Raw genomic sequence first — 17853 nt, 5'->3', positions numbered from 1 at the left:
GGAGAATAGTATGAAAGCAATTTTACTCGTTGGACATGGAAGTCGAGATCATGAAGGAAACGACCAAGTAAGACAAACAATTGAAGAGTTAAAGCCACAATTAGATTCGGAGCTTTTAGTGGAAACCTGCTTTTTAGAGTTCGAACGACCAACTATTAATCAAGGTATTCAAACATGTGTAGAAAAAGGGGCAACTAGTGTTTTTGTCATTCCACTAATGCTACTTGCAGCAGGACATTCTAAAATCCATATACCAGCTGCGATTGATGAAGCGAAGGAAAAGTATCCTCATGTTTCATTTACGTATGGAAGACCTTTTGGCATACATGAAGAAACAATGGAAATTTGTAAAAGCCGCTTAGAAGAAGTTGGCGAGAAAATCAACGAAGAAGATCCTGAAACAGCTGTTATTTTGTTAGGTCGCGGCGGCAGTGATCCTGATGCAAACAGTGATTTATATAAAATTACAAGACTTTTATGGGAAAAGCTACATTATAAGTTTGTTGAACCTGCTTTTATGGGTGTAACAGATCCTTTAATTAAAGAAGGCGTTGAACGTTGTGTGAAATTAGGGGCAAAGAGAATTGTTATTTTACCTTATTTTCTATTTACTGGTATTTTAATCAAACGTTTAGAGCACATGATTGAAGAGTTTCAACAAGAGTTTCCTGAGGTTGAATTCAAGCTTGCCGGCTATTTTGGCTTTCACTCAAGACTTAAAACCATTATAAAAGATCGAATTCAAGAAGCGTTGCAAGGTGAAGTAAAAATGAACTGTGATACATGTGTGTACCGAATTGAGGCAATGGAACATATTGATCATCACCACCACCATGATCACGATCATGACCACGGGCACCATCATCATCACCATCATCATGACCATGATCATGATAACGAGCACAACCATGAGCCAGAGGTTCAAAAACTATGATTCTCTTTTTAGCCGGTACAAGTGATGCTAGAGCACTAGCATTAACCGTGAAAGAAGCAGGATATAACATTCTTACAACAGTCGTTACAGAGAATGCAGGAAAAGAAATGCAAAAGGTAGGCTTAGATGTATATGTAGGAAGGCTTACGGATCATGATTTTACAACGATGATTAAAGATCAGGGCTTTCAAGCGATTGTTGACGCTAGTCATCCGTTTGCTGAGGAAGCTAGCAAAAATGCACTTTTGGGGGCAAAAGCAGCTGGTGTTCCATATATCCGTTATGAGCGGGAATCTCAAGTCTATGAACAAAAAGGGATTGTGATGGTTGAAGGCTACGAGGAGGCAGCAGAGGTTGCTGCTGAAAAAAAAGGTGTGATTATGTTAACAACTGGGAGTAAAACTCTTGAAATTTTCACACGTAGATTACTAGATCTACCGAATACTCGTGTTATTGCAAGGATGCTTCCAAGAAAAGATAATATGGAAAAATGCGAAAAACTTGGCTTTCCTCAAAAAGACATCGTCGCGATTCAAGGTCCGTTTTCAAAAGAATTTAACGCAGCTCTTTATAAACAGTACGGAGTAACAACGATGATCACAAAGGAAAGCGGCAAAGCAGGTTCTGTTGATGAGAAATTAGAAGCAGCTTTGGAGCTTGGTATCGAGACAATTATGATTAAAAGACCAAAAATTCAATATGGTCATGCTTATTCTGACTTTGAAGGATTACTCAGCCATATTAACAGAATAGTTGATAAAAAATTGGAGGAATAGATGATGGATTTTAAAACAGAATTCAAACCACTTACAGTTCAGCCTCAAGAAATTGAGGGAATTAGTTTTCAAATGATTGATTCAGAGTTTGGTGATCATAACTTTACCGAAGAACAATATAAGGTTGTCCAACGTGTTGTACACGCCTCCGCTGATTTTGAATTAGGTCATAGCATGCTTTTTCACGATAAAGCTGTTCAAGCTGGTATTAACGCTATTCGTAATGGTGAACAAGTATATGCGGATGTTCAAATGATTTTAGGCGGCGTCAGTAAGCCAAGAATTGAAAAACATGGCGGTGGTGTACATGTTTACATTTCAGACCCAGACGTCATGGAGGAAGCAAAGCGTTTAAACACAACTCGTGCGATTATTTCTGTTAGAAAAGCGATTAAACAGTTTGACGGAGGAATTTTTGCGATTGGTAATGCACCAACAGCTCTACTTGAATTAATTCGGTTAATTAAGGAAGGTGAAGCTAAACCAAGCCTAGTCATTGGTCTGCCTGTTGGTTTCGTATCAGCACCGGAATCAAAAGAAGAATTAGCAAAATTAGACGTACCATTCATTACGAATGTAGGTAGAAAAGGTGGTAGTACCGTTACGGTTGCAGCGTTAAACGCAATCTCTCTTCTTGCAGATAAGGAATAAACGATGAACGGAAAAACCAAAAAAAAAGACAAAAGTGAAATGCGCTCCGGTTATACAACAGGTGCATGTGCAACGGCGACGACCAAAGCCGCATTACTCTCATTAATTACAGGTGAGCCTCAAATGGAGAGCACGATTTATTTACCTGTTGGAAAATTTGCGACATTTGTCATGGAAAGTTGCACAGTAGAAGCAAACGTTGCTGAAGCCGGAACAATTAAAGATGCCGGAGATGATCCAGATGCAACACATGGAGCTCAGATCATATCGACTGTTTCTTGGAGTGAAACACCAGGCATTACACTAGATGGCGGAATCGGCGTTGGTCGGGTCACAAAAGAAGGTCTCCCTGTCCCAGTTGGCGAAGCAGCGATTAACCCTGTACCAAGAAAAATGATTCTTGAAACAGCAGCGGAGGTCCTTCAAAACCATAACATTACAAGAGGAATCACGATCATTATTTCTGTTCCTGATGGAGAGAAAATGGCCGAAAAAACATTAAACAAACGACTTGGTATTATTGGTGGAATTTCAATATTAGGAACAAGAGGCACTGTTATTCCATTTTCAAGCTCCGCTTATATGGCGAGTATTGTTCAAGCGGTTAGTGTGGCACGAGCAGGCGAATGTGAGCATGTAGTGATTACAACGGGTGGCCGCAGTGAGAAGTATGCGATGCAGCAATATCCGGAGCTTCCTGAAGAAGCCTTTATTGAAATGGGTGATTTTGTAGGGTTCACTCTAAAGCAATGTAAGAAACAAGGAATCAAAAAGGTTTCTCTTGTTGGAATGATGGGGAAATTTTCAAAGGTAGCTCAAGGTGTGATGATGGTCCACTCAAAAAGTGCACCAGTTGATTTTGATTTTCTCGCAAATGTTGCTGTTGCTGCTGGTGTAAAAGATGAAAAATTAATTGATGAAATAAAGCAAGCCAATACCGCATCACAAGTTGGAGATTTGATGGCAGAGAATGGTGTTGATGATTTTTTCACCATACTTTGTGAAAATTGCTGTCTTTCAGGTTTAAAAGAAATTGGCGGCGGAATCTCAATAGAAACGAGTTTGTACACAATGAAAGGTGCATTGCTTGGAAAGGCAGGTAAACATGACGAAGAAAATGAAAGTAATTGGAATCGGTGATGATGGCAAACAAAGCCTGCTTCCAGTTTATGAAAAATGGATTTATGAGAGTGATATTCTCGTAGGAGGAGAACGACAACTTTCATTTTTCAAAGATTTTACTGGTGAAAAGAAAGTCATAAAAGGTGGCCTTTCTTCACTCGTAAGTGACTTAGAAAAGGAAAACCGCAAAATTGTTGTCCTTGCATCAGGTGATCCTCTTTTTTATGGAATAGGGAGCTATCTTGCAAAAAAACTGGATGTTGAGGTTTATCCTTATTTAAGCTCTTTACAACAAGCCTTTGCTAGAATGAATGAAAGCTGGCAGGATGCCTACATCACTAGTCTACATGGCAGAAGTATAAAAGGTCTTGTGCAAAAAATTAATGGAAAAGAAAAAATTGCTCTTCTAACAGATGAGGAGAATAGCCCTTCTCAAATCGCTCGCTATCTACGTTCCTTTGGAGTTTCAGAATATAAGGCATTTGTTGCTGAAAATCTTGGTGGTGAACAAGAGCGCTGTGCTTTTTACAGCTTAGAAGAGCTTGAGAATATGGAGTTCTCTCCACTCAATGTTGTTATTTTGAAAAAAACATCTGAAGTGAAATCTTGGACTATAGGCATTGATGATGAAGAATTTCATCAAAGAAAGCCTGAAAAAGGTCTTTTAACTAAAAAAGAAATAAGAACACTTAGCTTAAGTGAATTGAAGCTTTCAAAAAACAGTGTTGTCTGGGATATCGGTACTTGCACAGGTTCTGTTGCCATTGAAGCTTGTTTAATTGCAAATGAAGGACAAGTATTTGCCATTGAAAAAAATGATCACGACTTAGAGAATTGTCGGTTAAATATGCAGAAATTCAGAACAGATTTTACGGTTGTTCAAGGAAAAGCTCCCGAACACTTAGAAGCATTCCCTAATCCAGATGCTATTTTCATTGGTGGAACAGCTGGTGGCATGGAAGAAATTCTGAAGGTTTGCTGTTCACGACTTAACAAGGGTGGAAGAATTGTGCTAAATGCAGTCACCATTGAAAATTTATATCAAGCGGTTGAAGGTTTCAAGCGTAACGGTTTTGAGGTCAACATAACACTCTCACAAATTTCAAGAAGTAAACCAATATTAAATCTTACGCGTTTTGATGCGTTGAACCCGATCTATATTATCACTGCTCAACATAAGGAAGGGGAATAAAAAATGGTAGGAACTCTTTATGGCTTAGGCGTTGGACCTGGAGATCCAGAGCTTTTAACGGTAAAAGCTTTTCGAACGTTAAAAGAAGCACCAGTTATCGCCTATCCGAAAAAACGAAAGGGCAGCAAAAGCTACGCCCATCGCATAATTGATGTATACATAACACCAGGGGAAAAGGAAATGTTAGGCCTTGTGTTTCCGATGACAAAGGATCCGGAGATTTTAGAGCGCGAATGGTCACATACGGTTGATCTTGTGTGGGATAAGCTTAAAACAGGCAAGGATGTTGCATTTGTTACAGAAGGTGATCCCCTTTTATATAGTACGTTTATTCATATGATGAATCTTGTGAAAGAACGCTACCCAGAAGTGAATATTCAAACCGTTCCCGGTATTTCTTCCATAAATGGTGCAGCTTCACGTTTAGGCATTGCCTTAGCAGAGGGAGATGATCATGTGGCGATTATTCCTGCAAGAGATGACTATGAAGCAATGAAAAAAGCAATCGTTGAAAATGATTGTGTTATTTTCATTAAAGTAGCTAAAGTGATTGATTTAATGCTAAAAATTCTACGTGAATTAGATCTACTCGAAAAAGCATCTGTTGTAACAAAGGTAACATCGGATGAAGAAATCATCTGGGACATTCGTGAATTAGATCGTGCAGAGCTGGAATATTTAACGTTAATGGTGGTGAGAAAATAATGAAAATCACAATTATTGGAGCCGGTCCGGGAGATCCTGATTTAATTACTGTTAAAGGCTTAAAGCTGCTTCAGGAAGCTGATGTTGTCCTCTATGCAGATTCATTAGTAAGCAGTGAACTAATTGAGAAGGCAAAGCCTGAGGCCGAAGTGATTAAAACAGCAGGCATGCATTTAGAGGAAATGGTTGAGGTAATGGTTGATCGCGTCCAAGAGAGTAAAAAGGTCGTGCGTGTTCATACAGGTGACCCGGCTGTATATGGTGCGATTATGGAGCAAATTGCGATTCTAAATAAACAAGATGTTCACGTTGAAATCATTCCTGGAGTAAGCTCGGTTTTTGCTTCAGCTGCAGCTTTAGGTGCTGAGCTAACCATTCCTGAGTTAACACAAACCGTTATTCTTACCCGTGCAGAAGGACGAACGCCTGTTCCTGATGCTGAAAAATTAAAGGATCTAGCGAAACATAACTGTACAATAGCACTATTTTTAAGTGCAACACTTACGAAAAAAATTGTAAAAGAATTTTTAGATGCAGGCTGGAGCAAGGATACACCAGTTGGGGTTGTATACAAAGCAACATGGCCTGATCAAAAAATTGTTCGTTCCACACTTGAGCATCTTGATGATGATATGCGTAAAAACGGCATTCGTAAACAAGCAATGATTCTAGCAGGCTGGGCACTTGATCCTGATATTCATCATAAAGATTTTAAATCAAAGCTTTATGATAAAGCATTCACTCATGGCTATCGTAAAGGAGTGAAAGAATGACGCTCGTTTTAGAAGAAGGAAAAATTTTGGATCTAAAACAAACAGGTCAATATGCTGTTATTGCCATCACAAAGCATGGAGTGGAGTTAGCTCGTCATCTTACTGCTAATTTTCATCAAACAGACTTGTTTTATATGAGCAAATTTGAAAAAGGAGACGAAGATGCCCGGAATATTACTCTTTTTGAGGGAAATGTCCGCATGCTGCTTCCAACTCTTTTTCAAACATATAAAGGTATCATTATGATCATTTCTTTAGGCGCTGTTGTTCGAATGATTGCTCCTATCTTAAAAGATAAAAAAACAGATCCTGCTGTTGTGGTCATAGATGATAAAGGCAACCATGTTATCAGTGTGCTTTCAGGTCACTTAGGTGGAGCTAATGAGCTAACAAGAGAAGTGGCCGAATTATTAAAAGCAACCCCGGTTATTACCACAGCCTCCGATGTTCAAAAAACCATTCCTGTGGATTTATTCGGAAGTCGTTTCGGCTGGATATGGGAGAGCGCTGATAAATTAACACCTGTTAGTGCTTCAGTTGTAAATGAAGAGCATGTTGCCATTGTTCAAGAATCAGGTGAAAAAGAATGGTGGACATATGATACTCCTCTACCGGAAACATTGAAAATTTATCAGAATATTCAAGACGCAATCTCGGCAAAGCCTCAAGCAGCACTTGTTGTCACACATCGAAACCTAACAGAAGCTGAAAGTGTCATTTTACAAAACGGCGTTCTTTACCGACCTAAGGTTCTCGTTCTTGGTATTGGGTGTAATCGGGGCACATCGAAGGAAGAAATTGAACAGGTGATCGAGGAAACATTGCAGGAGTTACAGTTTTCGCCGAAAAGTGTGAAAGCAATTTGTTCAATTGATTTGAAAAAAGATGAACAAGGCATTATTGAGGTTGCACAGAAACATCAATGGGAATTTACCTGTTATTCGGCTGAAGAATTGAATCGTGTACCGATCGAGCTTCCTTCAGAAACTGTATATAAATTTACAGGTGCATACGGGGTTAGTGAACCGGCTGCCCGCTTATATAGTGGGGCATCATCACTTTCACTAACAAAGAAAAAATCAGGAAATGTAACGATTTCTGTTGCCGTAATTCCTTATTAGAGAGGTGGAAGTTTAGGTGACTGAACGTAGAATCGTCATTGCTGGAACCGGTAGTGGTGTTGGAAAAACAACGCTAACAATTGGTTTAATGTCAGCATTAAGAAAAAAAGGCTTAACCGTGCAAGGCTTTAAATGTGGACCAGATTATATTGATCCCTCTTATCATACAGCTGTTACAAACCGTGTTTCTCGAAATCTTGATAGCTGGATGCTGTCAGAAGAAAAGGTGCTAGACATCTTTTCTCATGGAAGTAAAGGGGCAGATATCTCCATTATGGAGGGTGTGATGGGGTTTTATGATGGAAAAGACCCACGCACAAACGTAGGAAGTACAGCCGAAATTAGTATGATTACAGAGAGTCCTGTTTTGTTGGTCGTTAATTGTGCAAGCATGGCTCGAAGTGCTGCGGCAATTGTTAAAGGATTTCAAATGCTTTCTGAAGGTCCTAATATCGTCGGTGTTATTGCAAACAGAGTTGGAAGTGAAGGTCACTTCAAGCTTGTCAAAACAGCCATTGAGCAGGAATGTGATGTTCCTGTTATCGGATATTTAAAAAGAGAAAATGATATTGAAATACCTGAACGTCATCTTGGGCTTATTCCTTCCATTGAAAGAGGAGAATTAGATTCTTTCTTTGACAAATTAGGTGAATTGGTACTCGAAACCGTCGACATTGACAAATTACTTACTTTATCTGAAGCAAAGCCAATTCAGGATAAACCAATCTCTTCTCTTTTCGATAAAAAGAAAGATGCATCAGTAAAGATTGCTGTAGCAAAAGATGCCGCCTTTAATTTCTATTATCCTGAAAATCTCGAAATCTTGGAAACTCAAGGTGCTGAGCTTCTATATTTTTCACCACTTGCAAATGAAGCATTACCTGAAGGAGCAGATGGTCTCTACATAGGTGGTGGTTTTCCTGAGGAATTTGCTAGTGAGCTTTCAAACAACGATAAAGCAAAGTCATCTATAAAAGAGGCGATTGAGCAAGGTTTACCAACACTTGCTGAATGTGGTGGATTCATGTATTTAACAAATGGCATTGAAACAAGTGAAGAAAATCGTTATGAAATGGTTGGAGTCATTTCAGGTGAAGTTAAAATGCACACAAAAAGAGTGGCATTGGGCTACCGAGATATTACTGGTCGAAAAGGAAATTTCCTTATCAATGAAAATCAAAAAGCACGAGGTCATGAATTTCATTATTCAACTTTTGAACCACACTCTGACTGTACGCATGCTTATGAAACAAAAGGCATGAGAGGAACTAAGCTTGAAGGCTGTTTAACTCATAATCTAGTTGCAGGATACACGCACTTTCACTTTGCTTCTTGTCCTGAAATGGTCGAGAATTGGATAACTTTTTGTAAGGAAATAAAAACATATGGGTAAGGGTTTGCCGATCATGTTTCAGGGAACGCATTCTGATGCAGGAAAAAGTGTAATTGTCACAGCATTTTGCCGAATTTTTGCACAAGATGGATATAAAACAGCACCATTTAAATCGCAAAACATGGCATTAAATTCATATATTACGATCGATGGGAAGGAAATCGGACGGGCTCAAGGTGTGCAGGCTGAAGCCGCTTTTATTCAAGCAACAACGGATATGAATCCGATTTTAATTAAGCCAAATCGTGATTATGAATCGCAAATTGTTGTTCATGGAAAGCCCTATAAAAACATGCAGGCTGGGGAGTATCGAAAAGTGTTTTTTCAAACAGGCTTAGCATTAATTCAAGAATCACTCACAAATCTTACAAATACATACGACCGAATTGTGATAGAAGGTGCTGGAAGTCCTGCCGAAATCAATTTAAATGATCGTGAGCTTGTCAATATGCGGGTAGCCCGAATGGCAAACGCTCCAGTTGTATTAATTGGTGATATTGAAAAAGGCGGTGTTTTTGCTAGTTTAGTAGGAACACTGCAACTGCTTGATCGAGAAGACCATGATCGAGTTATTGGAGTGATCATTAATAAATTTAGAGGAGATGTTCGCCTTTTAGAGCCGGGACTTAAATGGTTTGAAGAATATTCAGGTAAAAAGGTATTAGGAGTAATCCCGTATATCCCTCATCTTAACATCGATGCCGAAGACTCCGTTGTTTTAAATCAATATACTTCTGCGGTCAATGAAGAAAAAGAATTAGATATTGCTGTTATTCAGTATCCAAAAATTTCAAACTTTACTGATATTGATCCATTTTTTCATGAGCAGGATTGTCATGTACGATTTGTTACGAGAAGTCATCAGGTGAAAAATCCGGATATTGTCATCTTACCAGGAAGCAAAAACACAATAGAAGATCTCAAGTTTCTTAAAGAAAGTGGAATTGCTCAAAAAATAGTAGAGCTACATGAAAAGAAGCAAACTCATATTATCGGTATTTGTGGTGGATATCAAATGCTAGGTTTAAAGATCACTGATCCTGAAGGAATTGAATCATCACACCATGAGATGGAAGGGCTAAGTCTTCTCCCGCTACTTACCACAATGAAAAAGGATAAAACAACCGTGCTGTCAGAAGGACACTTACATTTTAACGATCAATCCTATCATGTAAAGGGTTATGAAATCCATATGGGAGTAACAAATGTGAGTGGCGACTGTACACCACTTATTCAGCTGTCAGATTCAGTTGATGGATGTAAAACAAGTGATGAGCAGGTTATAGGCACGTACTTTCATGGTGTTTTTCATAACGATGATTTTCGAAAAGGGTATTTAAACGCGGTTCGTATTAGTAAGGGATTAACACCTATAGAAGAAAGAATTTCATTTAACCAGCTTCGAGAGGAAGCATTTGATCTATTAGCTGATCATGTGCGAAACCATGTTGATCTTACCTTCATTCAACATGCAATGGAAAGATTTCATCAAAGGAGTGTAAAAATTGATTCACATATATAATGACATTCCACCTCTTGATAAACGAGTAGGAAAAAGGGTTCGTGCCTATATCGACACATTAACAAAACCCCCCGGTAGTCTTGGACGATTAGAAGCAATTGCTATTGAGCTAGCCGAAATGACTGGCAAGCCTTTTCCAACTGTCACACCACCAGGGGTTATTATATTTGCCGCTGATCATGGTGTAACAGAAGAAGGGGTATCTGCTTTTCCTCAAAATGTGACAGCTCAGATGGTTCAAAACTTTTTAAACGGTGGAGCAGCGATAAATGTGTTTTCACGACAAATACACGCGATGTTTGAAATTGTGGATGTAGGTGTTGCCGAAGATATTGAATCAAGTGAACTTGTCCAAAAAAAGGTAAGGTACGGAACAGCTAATTTTTGTAAGCAAGATGCGATGACAAGACAAGAAGCTGAAAAAGCCATTGAAATTGGCTATGAACGAGCACTAGCAATGATAGCAAAAGGAATAAAATGCTTAATTGTTGGTGAAATGGGAATTGGGAACACCACGGCAAGCAGTGCGATTCTTTCTGTGATCCTTAATCAAAATCTAGATGAACTTGTTGGAATCGGAACAGGTATTTCAGAAGTAGGACGCAAAATAAAACAGCAGGTCATTGAACGAAGTATCAAAGCTCGTCAACCTAATCCAAATGATCCACTTGATGTTCTGTCAAAGGTTGGAGGATTAGAAATAGCAGCAATGGCAGGTGCAATGCTGGCTGCGGCAGAAAATCGGATTCCGATCCTTGTTGATGGATTTATTTGTTCAACAGCGGCTGTTATTGCCAAATGCATTCACCCAACTGCAGCTGACTATATGTTCATCGGTCATCGCTCAGTCGAAAAAGGTCACAGTAAGGCTATTCGTTTTTTAGAAAAAGACCCACTTCTTCAATTAGGTTTGCGGTTAGGAGAAGGATCTGGAGCTGCTGTTGCTTTTCCCATTTTACAATCAGCAACAAACATGCTAAATGAGATGGCTACATTTCAATCAGCGGGAATATCCAACAAGAATGAAAATAGAAGAGAGGGAGAATTTTGACCAAAGGAACCGTGTATCTGGTAGGAGCAGGACCTGGGGATCCGAAATTAATTACCGTCTATGGATTAGAATGTATCCAAAATTCAGATGTGATTTTATATGATCGCTTAGTAAATAAAAGATTGTTAGACCACGCAAAGCCTGAGGCAGAACTGATTTTTTGTGGAAAGCTTCCTGGAAAGCATGAACTTATTCAAGAACAAATCAATGATCTGCTTGTAGAAAAATCATTACAAGGTAAAGTTGTTACTCGTTTAAAAGGTGGCGATCCCTCTGTATTTGGACGTGTGGGGGAAGAAGCAGAAGTACTAGCCGAACAAAATATTAAGTTTGAAATTGTTCCTGGAATCACATCAGGAATTGCTGCACCAACATATGCGGGAATTACTGTCACACACCGGGATTATGCTTCATCATTCGCTATTGTAACAGGCCATGGTCGGGCAGAAAAGAAACAGGACAGTATCAACTGGTCGGCTCTCGCACAAGGAATCGATACAATCGCTTTTTACATGGGTGTTGGAAACTTGCACTATATATGCGAAAAGCTTATTGAAAATGGCAAAAACAGTCTCACACCGGTTGCAGTCATTCAGTGGGGAACAACTGAGAAGCAGCGAACAGTTACTGGCACATTAAACACAATTGAAGCAATCGTCAAAGAAGCAGGAATGGAACATCCTTCCATCACCATTGTTGGTGAAGTTGTTAACCTTCGTGAAAAGATTAAGTGGTTTAACGAAAGAGAAGCTTCAAGTAATAACGAGGAGGAGAAGTATGTCAATCATTAATGAGTTAAAAACACGTCGAGCAATACGAGATTACCGTGAACAAGATGTAGAAGATGAAAAAATCAACGTGTTGCTTGAAGCGGCAACATGGGCTCCAAACGACCGTATGAGAGAGCCTTGGAGTTTTTATGTGATAAAGGGTGAGGCAAAAGACAGATATGAAGCTCTTGCTAAGGAATATTTAGAGGAACGATTTCCAACGAAGCCACATTTAGTTGAAAGCTCCATTAAAGTGTTAACCTCAACACCTGTTCATATCGTTGTTACTTCTGATGTTGTCCCAGGAGATGATGACGCCACAAAAGATAATGAATATGCCGTTTGTTGTGCAATTCATTCCATGTGGCTTGCTGCCAAAGAGCTTGGACTTGGTTTTGTTTGGCGTACAAGAGGTGTTGGTCTTGTTCATGATGAGCGCCTTCATCAATTTATCGGTGCACCCGAAAACAAAAAGGTGATTGGGAACATTTTTATTGGATATCCCAACGAAGACTCTCTCCAAAAAATGAAAGAACCAAAAAGAACGTCATATGAAGAAAAAACAATTTGGTTGTAGTTGCAAACTAACCAAACGAGGGGGGAGCTTATGAGTCAATCAAAGCAACGTGGCCTTATGCTCGTTTATACAGGTAATGGGAAAGGGAAAACAACCGCAGCACTTGGTCTTGCCATCCGAGCAACAGGACGTGGAAAAAAAGTGCTCATCATTCAATTTATTAAATCTCCAACTCGTACATATGGAGAAAAGCTTCAGTTTGACAAAATTGGCATTGAAATGCATCAAACTGGGATTGGGTTTACTTGGACTAAAACACCAGAAGAGCACCGCGAAGCGTTAAAAAAAGCATGGGCTTTTACGAAAGAAAAAATTGCAACTCATTCTTATGATGTTGTGATTTTAGATGAGCTAAATAATGCTCTAGCCATTGAAAAATTTCCTATTGATGATGTTCTTCCACTACATGAGGTCATAGATTTGATAAAATCTCGTCCGGAGCATATGCATTTGATTCTGACAGGACGCTCTGCTAAAGAGGAAATCATGGCTGAAGCAGATCTTGTTACAGAAATGAAGGAAGTTAAACATTACTATCACGAGGGCATACCTGCAGTGAAAGGAATTGAATTTTAATGACTGTATTGGAGCAATTTGGTCATGGAGGAGATCTGCTTACTGCAACAAATGTATTTGGGCTTGAAGGAAAAAAGGTACTGGATTTCAGTGCAAATATTAATCCTTTGGGTCCACCACAGTCAGTAATGGAGGGCTTAAAAAGTGAGCTTGAAAGCATTATCCATTATCCTGATCCCGGACAACGAAAACTTAAAAGTAAACTTGCAGAAGTTCTATCCGTTCCTTCTTCTCAGCTCGTCATTGGAAATGGGGCTGCCGAATGTATGGCTCTTGTCCTGCTTGCCTTAAAACCGAAAACTGTTGGTGTTGTTTATCCTTGTTTTTCTGAATATGAACAGCTTTCAAAAGCTTTTGGTGCAAAAGTGGAGGGTTGCTACGGAAGAGATGAGGACGACCTAAAGCCTAATATGGTAGAACTTTTAAGCTTAATAAGCAAAGTGGATCTGCTATTTATCGGACATCCTAACAATCCAACAGGTACAGTCTATACATTGGATGAGTTAAAACAAATTGCAGATTCAGCAGAAAAATCAAATACGTATGTCGTGATTGATGAAGCATTTATTGACTTTTTAGCTAACGGGTCGGACCTTACTCTACTTCCTTATCTAGAAAACTATCAACATATGATCATTATTCGGTCGATGACAAAGTTTTACGCCATACCAGGTCTTCGCCTAGGTTACGCAATTGCGAATCCTGAGCTTATTGGAAAAATGATCGTAAAACAAGTAACTTGGAGCGTGAATCAGCTAGCCCTAATGGCTGGGGAATATTGCTTAAACGAAAAAGCATATGCTGACGAAACAATCACTCTTATTACGGAACAACGACAGTATGTAAAATCAAAAATTGAACGTGAACTAGGATGGTACGTTTTTGACGGACAGGCTAATTATTTATTAGTTCGATCACAAAAAAACATGGGAGCTCAGGATCTTCAATGGAAACTCGGACAAAAAGGGATTTTAATAAGATCCTGCTCCATGTATAAAGGATTAACAGAACATGATTTTCGCATCGCTATTAGGTCTCAAGAAGAAAACAATGTGCTACTAGATGCATTAATAGATGTGAAGCTTAAAGGATGTGAAAATGGATGACCATCACCTTTATAACCGGTGGAATTCGTTCTGGTAAAAGTGAGTATGCAGAACGCTTGGCTAATGAAAGTACAAATGTCTTATACGTAGGATTTGGTGTGATAACAGATGATGAAATGCAACAGCGAATTGAAGTTCATCAAAAGCGTCGCCCTAATCACTGGGGTTTACTGTCAAACCCTACTGAATTGCCTATCTTTGGATCTAATAATGAAGATAACGAAGCTATTTTAGTTGATTGTTTGTCAACATGGTTAGCAAACCGCTGTATGAGCATCCCTGAAGAAGAATTAAAATCAAAAGACCATCAGGAAACGATTTTATTAGAGTTACAAAGTTGGCTAGAGCAAATCAAACAGCTTACAGAACACGTTATTATTGTTTCAAGTGAAGTAGGATTAGGAGGAGTGGCCTTGTATCGCTTAGGAAGGTTTTATCAAGATGTGCTCGGTAAAATGAATCAATTAACAGCCGAAGCAGCTGATGAAGTATTTGCCGTCATGTCAGGGTTGCCATTGCGCTTGAAATGATTAAGGCCTTTTTATCTGCTCTCTCATTTTTAACAAGAATACCAGCTCCATCTTCCCAATTATCGAGTAAAGATTGGCAAAAAAGTGTGATTTTTTATCCGCTGGTTGGACTTCTGATCGGTATGATTATCGCTTTAGGTTCCGTATTACTCGTCGAGGTTTTTCCACTCACAATTACAGCTTTTTTCCTCTTAGTGTTATGGGTCTGGATTACAGGAGGTCTTCATCTAGATGGGTGGATGGATTTGGCTGATGGCTTGGGAAGCAATCGTTCTCGTGAGCAAATGCTTGAGATTATGAAAGACAGTCGGGTCGGTGCAATGGGTGTGATTGCAGCTATTTTATTAATGATAGGAAAAGGAATGGCGATCTACGAATTGCTTTCTATGAATCTTACCTTCCTACTCATTTTTTCACCTTTGTTTGCTCGTTTTGTGCTCATTTTTTCTATAAAGGCTTTTCCTTATAAAAAGGAAGGTGGATTAGGTGAAGGTCTTCACCGTTATTTATCAATTCCTGTTATCGTCTTAAACCTGGCGTTTGTTTTAGCTATAACATTCTTTTTACTTAGCTTTCATGGTCTCATTTTAATTATCTTATCTGTTATTGTTAGTACGATTTTTGTTTTGTATGTTTTTAAAAAGCTTGGGATGTTAACGGGAGATTGCTACGGGGCCATCATCGAATGGAGTGAATGTGTATCATTATTCTTGGCGATTGCAATTTGGAGGTTGTTTTAAGGTGGAAATGATTCTTATTAGACATGGTGAAACAAATGAAAATGCAGCTGGACGCTATTTAGGTCACTATGATGCTCCTTTAAACAAATTAGGTCAGCAACAAATTCAAAGCTTAGCAACCAATCTCATCAAGACGCTGGGAAAAGAAAGCATCTCAGCACTCTACTCAAGTGACCTTTTGCGTGCAAAAGAGAGTGCGCAAATAATCGGTGAAGCTCTTCAAATGAAACCATCTGCAGATCCTGCACTAAGAGAGCTTTCATTTGGTAAGTGGGAATGTAAAACCTATGACGAAATCATGTCTGAAGCACCTAGGCTTGTGACAAAGTGGATCAATGATCCTTTTAAACTCGCTCCTCCTGAGGGAGAAACGCTTAATGAACTTGGGTCCCGTGTTCATGATTGGTTCAAACAAGTACTTTGTCAGCACACCCTTAATGACACCGTTTTGATCGTTAGTCATCAAGGCCCTATCCGTTGGCTTTTAAGCCATTATTATTTAGGAAATTCAACAAAGTTTTGGGATGTAGAAGGTATCAATCATGGTAGCGGGGTTTTATTGGAATTTGATCTACAATTAGAAAAAATAAAATCAGTACAAAATATAGGATGAAGTGAAAAACATGGCACAACCTTTTAAAAATCAACAGCATCACCATTCAAACGTGTGGCCTGAACTCTCATTAAAACGTGGAGATGATCATTTAATTTTTGAATCAACTTTTCCGTTAGAATCTTTTAGCAGTGCCGTTTTCGGTGGTGGATTTCAAATGGCTACTCATTATTTCAACTGGCAAGTACCTCTCCAATATGCCTCTAATGATCCAGTGAAACAAATTGAGGAAAAAGTGAACATTTGGGGATATCCAAAGCAACAAACAATAGGTCTTCAAACAGCAGCAAAAATTGAATTAGGATCTGTCCAGGAAATACACGGAGATGAATTCAAAATGGTTGTTTGCGTCACAGCGGGTGTAGGCAACAAGGCTAGAGCTGGTAAAAAGCGAAAAACATATTCAGCCTATCAATATGGGACAATTAATACATTTATTTTCATTGATGGAAACCTAACTCATTCTGCTATGATTAATAGCATTATTACGGCAACCGAAGCAAAGGCTGCAGCTTTACAAGATTTAAGTATTGTTGATGAAGCAGGAGAAGATGCTACAGGTACCACAACTGATTCGATCGTCATTGCCGCTACACAAGACCCTGCCTATCCTACCCATCAGTTTGCCGGAACAGCAACAACCATCGGCAATTCAATTGGATGTTTAGTTTACGATGCATTAACTGAAGTGGTAACAAATTGGAGAGAGGAAGAAAAGCTTCGATGTTAACTCATTCAATTATGCTTGTTTTCTCTTATTTTATTGATCGATTCATTGGAGATCCGCGAAGCTTACCTCATCCTGTTGTTTATATAGGAAAAGGTATTAGCTTACTAGAAAAACTCATTAGAAAATTCTTTCATGATGAAAGAAAACTAAAGGTTGTTGGGTTACTTTTTCCGATTGTTATTGTTGGATTAACCTACTTACTGACTGTGATCATTCTTATCATTGCTCATCAAATCAATAATTGGCTTGCAATATGTATAGAGATTTGGCTTATTTCCACAACAATTGCGACAAAAGGTTTAGCAGACGCTGGAAGAGAAGTTTACAAGCCTTTACAAGAAAAAGATCTTCCTAAAGCAAGAAAAAGCCTGGGCATGATTGTTGGAAGGGACACCGATTTCCTTGATGAAAACGAGATTAGCAGGGGAACAATTGAAACGGTTGCTGAAAATATTGTAGATGCAATTATCTCACCGCTTTTTTATGCATTAATCGGCGGTGCTCCTTTAGCTATGGCATATCGAGCCGTTAATACACTAGATTCAATGGTAGGCTATAAAAATGAGAAATATCAAAATTTAGGATGGGCCTCAGCTCGATTAGATGATATTTGCAACTATATTCCGGCTCGAATAACAGCTGTCCTTATTCTAACTGCTTGCTGGATTGTACGTCTTGATATTCGCGCGGCATGGAGTAGCATCAAAAATGATGCAAAACTACATCCTAGTCCTAATAGTGGAATACCAGAAGCAGCAGTCGCCGGAGCATTGGGTATTCAACTGGGAGGGACGAATTATTACAATGGAATGGTCTCTCATCGAGCCAAAATGGGTGTACCCAAAAGGAATATTGAAGCAAATGATATTCTTCACACGATAAAGATTATGCATATCTCTTCGATGATAGGCTTGATTATTTTCTTCATTTTGTCGATTTTTATGACTGCGTACGTATACTAGATTAAGAGG

20 protein-coding genes are annotated in these 17853 nt (G+C 39.0%); all 20 read left to right on the top strand.

What is annotated here, in order from left to right; all coding sequences use genetic code 11:
• Nucleotides 1-10: 10 nt before the first annotated feature.
• Genes COD11_RS10930 through cbiB form a run of 20 tightly spaced genes read left to right on the top strand, consistent with a single transcriptional unit; the run spans nucleotide 11 to nucleotide 17844 of the window.
• Nucleotides 11-934 carry a sirohydrochlorin chelatase gene (locus COD11_RS10930; RefSeq protein WP_098796956.1) on the top strand — a complete coding sequence of 308 codons (924 nt, stop codon included), beginning with the start codon at nucleotides 11-13 and terminating at the stop codon, nucleotides 932-934.
• Nucleotides 931-1710, top strand: a complete 780-nt coding sequence (cobK, locus tag COD11_RS10925; protein ID WP_098796955.1) for a precorrin-6A reductase — start codon at nucleotides 931-933, stop codon at nucleotides 1708-1710. Before COD11_RS10930 ends, cobK begins: the two co-directional genes overlap by 4 nt.
• Before the next feature lie 3 nt (nucleotides 1711-1713).
• Nucleotides 1714-2361, top strand: coding sequence for a precorrin-8X methylmutase (locus COD11_RS10920; RefSeq protein WP_098797009.1), 648 nt, complete (start codon nucleotides 1714-1716; stop codon nucleotides 2359-2361).
• A gap of 3 nt (nucleotides 2362-2364) precedes the next feature.
• Nucleotides 2365-3501 carry a cobalt-precorrin-5B (C(1))-methyltransferase gene (locus COD11_RS10915; protein WP_098796954.1) on the top strand — a complete coding sequence of 379 codons (1137 nt, stop codon included), beginning with the start codon at nucleotides 2365-2367 and terminating at the stop codon, nucleotides 3499-3501.
• Nucleotides 3467-4675, top strand: coding sequence for a precorrin-6y C5,15-methyltransferase (decarboxylating) subunit CbiE (gene cbiE / locus COD11_RS10910; protein WP_098796953.1), 1209 nt, complete (start codon nucleotides 3467-3469; stop codon nucleotides 4673-4675). Before COD11_RS10915 ends, cbiE begins: the two co-directional genes overlap by 35 nt.
• 3 nt (nucleotides 4676-4678) lie before the next feature.
• Nucleotides 4679-5380 carry a precorrin-2 C(20)-methyltransferase gene (gene cobI, locus COD11_RS10905; RefSeq protein WP_098796952.1) on the top strand — a complete coding sequence of 234 codons (702 nt, stop codon included), beginning with the start codon at nucleotides 4679-4681 and terminating at the stop codon, nucleotides 5378-5380.
• Complete coding sequence (gene cobM / locus COD11_RS10900) at nucleotides 5380-6153, top strand: precorrin-4 C(11)-methyltransferase (RefSeq protein WP_098796951.1); 774 nt, start codon at nucleotides 5380-5382, stop codon at nucleotides 6151-6153. The genes cobI and cobM overlap by 1 nt, the downstream gene beginning before the upstream one ends.
• Nucleotides 6150-7274 (top strand): cobalt-precorrin 5A hydrolase, encoded by a 1125-nt coding sequence (locus COD11_RS10895; protein ID WP_098796950.1) that lies wholly within the window; start codon nucleotides 6150-6152, stop codon nucleotides 7272-7274. The genes cobM and COD11_RS10895 overlap by 4 nt, the downstream gene beginning before the upstream one ends.
• A gap of 16 nt (nucleotides 7275-7290) precedes the next feature.
• Entirely contained in the window at nucleotides 7291-8667 is a 1377-nt protein-coding gene (locus tag COD11_RS10890) for a cobyrinic acid a,c-diamide synthase CobB (protein WP_098796949.1), read from the top strand.
• Complete coding sequence (locus tag COD11_RS10885; protein WP_098796948.1) at nucleotides 8660-10189, top strand: cobyric acid synthase; 1530 nt, start codon at nucleotides 8660-8662, stop codon at nucleotides 10187-10189. The genes COD11_RS10890 and COD11_RS10885 overlap by 8 nt, the downstream gene beginning before the upstream one ends.
• Nucleotides 10173-11240: a nicotinate-nucleotide--dimethylbenzimidazole phosphoribosyltransferase gene (cobT, locus tag COD11_RS10880; RefSeq protein ID WP_176551044.1), complete on the top strand. Its 1068-nt coding sequence runs from the start codon at nucleotides 10173-10175 to the stop codon at nucleotides 11238-11240. Before COD11_RS10885 ends, cobT begins: the two co-directional genes overlap by 17 nt.
• Nucleotides 11237-12031, top strand: a complete 795-nt coding sequence (gene cobA / locus COD11_RS10875) for a uroporphyrinogen-III C-methyltransferase (protein ID WP_098796947.1) — start codon at nucleotides 11237-11239, stop codon at nucleotides 12029-12031. Before cobT ends, cobA begins: the two co-directional genes overlap by 4 nt.
• A complete protein-coding gene (locus COD11_RS10870) occupies nucleotides 12018-12587 on the top strand; it encodes a nitroreductase family protein (RefSeq protein WP_098796946.1) in 570 nt (189 codons plus the stop codon). Before cobA ends, COD11_RS10870 begins: the two co-directional genes overlap by 14 nt.
• The gene (gene cobO / locus COD11_RS10865; protein WP_255301596.1) at nucleotides 12588-13163 is read left to right on the top strand and encodes a cob(I)yrinic acid a,c-diamide adenosyltransferase; all 576 of its coding nucleotides are present in this window, start codon (nucleotides 12588-12590) and stop codon (nucleotides 13161-13163) included.
• On the top strand, nucleotides 13163-14269 hold the full coding sequence (cobD, locus tag COD11_RS10860; protein ID WP_098796944.1) for a threonine-phosphate decarboxylase CobD: 1107 nt from the start codon (nucleotides 13163-13165) through the stop codon (nucleotides 14267-14269). Before cobO ends, cobD begins: the two co-directional genes overlap by 1 nt.
• Complete coding sequence (gene cobU, locus COD11_RS10855; RefSeq protein ID WP_098796943.1) at nucleotides 14266-14799, top strand: bifunctional adenosylcobinamide kinase/adenosylcobinamide-phosphate guanylyltransferase; 534 nt, start codon at nucleotides 14266-14268, stop codon at nucleotides 14797-14799. The genes cobD and cobU overlap by 4 nt, the downstream gene beginning before the upstream one ends.
• Complete coding sequence (gene cobS / locus COD11_RS10850) at nucleotides 14796-15539, top strand: adenosylcobinamide-GDP ribazoletransferase (RefSeq protein WP_231309544.1); 744 nt, start codon at nucleotides 14796-14798, stop codon at nucleotides 15537-15539. The genes cobU and cobS overlap by 4 nt, the downstream gene beginning before the upstream one ends.
• A 7-nt stretch (nucleotides 15540-15546) precedes the next feature.
• Complete coding sequence (locus tag COD11_RS10845) at nucleotides 15547-16152, top strand: histidine phosphatase family protein (protein WP_255301603.1); 606 nt, start codon at nucleotides 15547-15549, stop codon at nucleotides 16150-16152.
• Between the two features lie 10 nt (nucleotides 16153-16162).
• A complete protein-coding gene (locus COD11_RS10840; RefSeq protein WP_098796941.1) occupies nucleotides 16163-16882 on the top strand; it encodes an adenosylcobinamide amidohydrolase in 720 nt (239 codons plus the stop codon).
• Nucleotides 16876-17844, top strand: a complete 969-nt coding sequence (gene cbiB / locus COD11_RS10835) for an adenosylcobinamide-phosphate synthase CbiB (protein ID WP_098796940.1) — start codon at nucleotides 16876-16878, stop codon at nucleotides 17842-17844. Before COD11_RS10840 ends, cbiB begins: the two co-directional genes overlap by 7 nt.
• Nucleotides 17845-17853: the final 9 nt, after the last annotated feature.

Origin of the sequence: Bacillus sp. AFS040349 (assembly GCF_002577655.1) — a bacterium.
Taxonomy (GTDB): Bacteria; Bacillota; Bacilli; order Bacillales; family Bacillaceae; genus Metabacillus.
This window is presented reverse-complemented; position numbering and strand designations above follow the sequence as displayed.

Coding starts and splice junctions, on each gene's coding strand:
- cobK (WP_098796955.1), top strand. CDS start 931: ATGATTCTCTTTTTAGCCGGTACAAGTGATGCTAGAGCACTAGCATTA.
- COD11_RS10885 (WP_098796948.1), top strand. CDS start 8,660: ATGGGTAAGGGTTTGCCGATCATGTTTCAGGGAACGCATTCTGATGCA.
- cbiB (WP_098796940.1), top strand. CDS start 16,876: ATGTTAACTCATTCAATTATGCTTGTTTTCTCTTATTTTATTGATCGA.
- cobI (WP_098796952.1), top strand. CDS start 4,679: ATGGTAGGAACTCTTTATGGCTTAGGCGTTGGACCTGGAGATCCAGAG.
- cobD (WP_098796944.1), top strand. CDS start 13,163: ATGACTGTATTGGAGCAATTTGGTCATGGAGGAGATCTGCTTACTGCA.
- COD11_RS10920 (WP_098797009.1), top strand. CDS start 1,714: ATGGATTTTAAAACAGAATTCAAACCACTTACAGTTCAGCCTCAAGAA.
- cobS (WP_231309544.1), top strand. CDS start 14,796: ATGATTAAGGCCTTTTTATCTGCTCTCTCATTTTTAACAAGAATACCA.
- COD11_RS10895 (WP_098796950.1), top strand. CDS start 6,150: ATGACGCTCGTTTTAGAAGAAGGAAAAATTTTGGATCTAAAACAAACA.
- COD11_RS10915 (WP_098796954.1), top strand. CDS start 2,365: ATGAACGGAAAAACCAAAAAAAAAGACAAAAGTGAAATGCGCTCCGGT.
- cobM (WP_098796951.1), top strand. CDS start 5,380: ATGAAAATCACAATTATTGGAGCCGGTCCGGGAGATCCTGATTTAATT.
- COD11_RS10930 (WP_098796956.1), top strand. CDS start 11: ATGAAAGCAATTTTACTCGTTGGACATGGAAGTCGAGATCATGAAGGA.
- COD11_RS10840 (WP_098796941.1), top strand. CDS start 16,163: ATGGCACAACCTTTTAAAAATCAACAGCATCACCATTCAAACGTGTGG.
- COD11_RS10870 (WP_098796946.1), top strand. CDS start 12,018: ATGTCAATCATTAATGAGTTAAAAACACGTCGAGCAATACGAGATTAC.
- cbiE (WP_098796953.1), top strand. CDS start 3,467: ATGACGAAGAAAATGAAAGTAATTGGAATCGGTGATGATGGCAAACAA.
- COD11_RS10845 (WP_255301603.1), top strand. CDS start 15,547: ATGATTCTTATTAGACATGGTGAAACAAATGAAAATGCAGCTGGACGC.
- cobU (WP_098796943.1), top strand. CDS start 14,266: ATGACCATCACCTTTATAACCGGTGGAATTCGTTCTGGTAAAAGTGAG.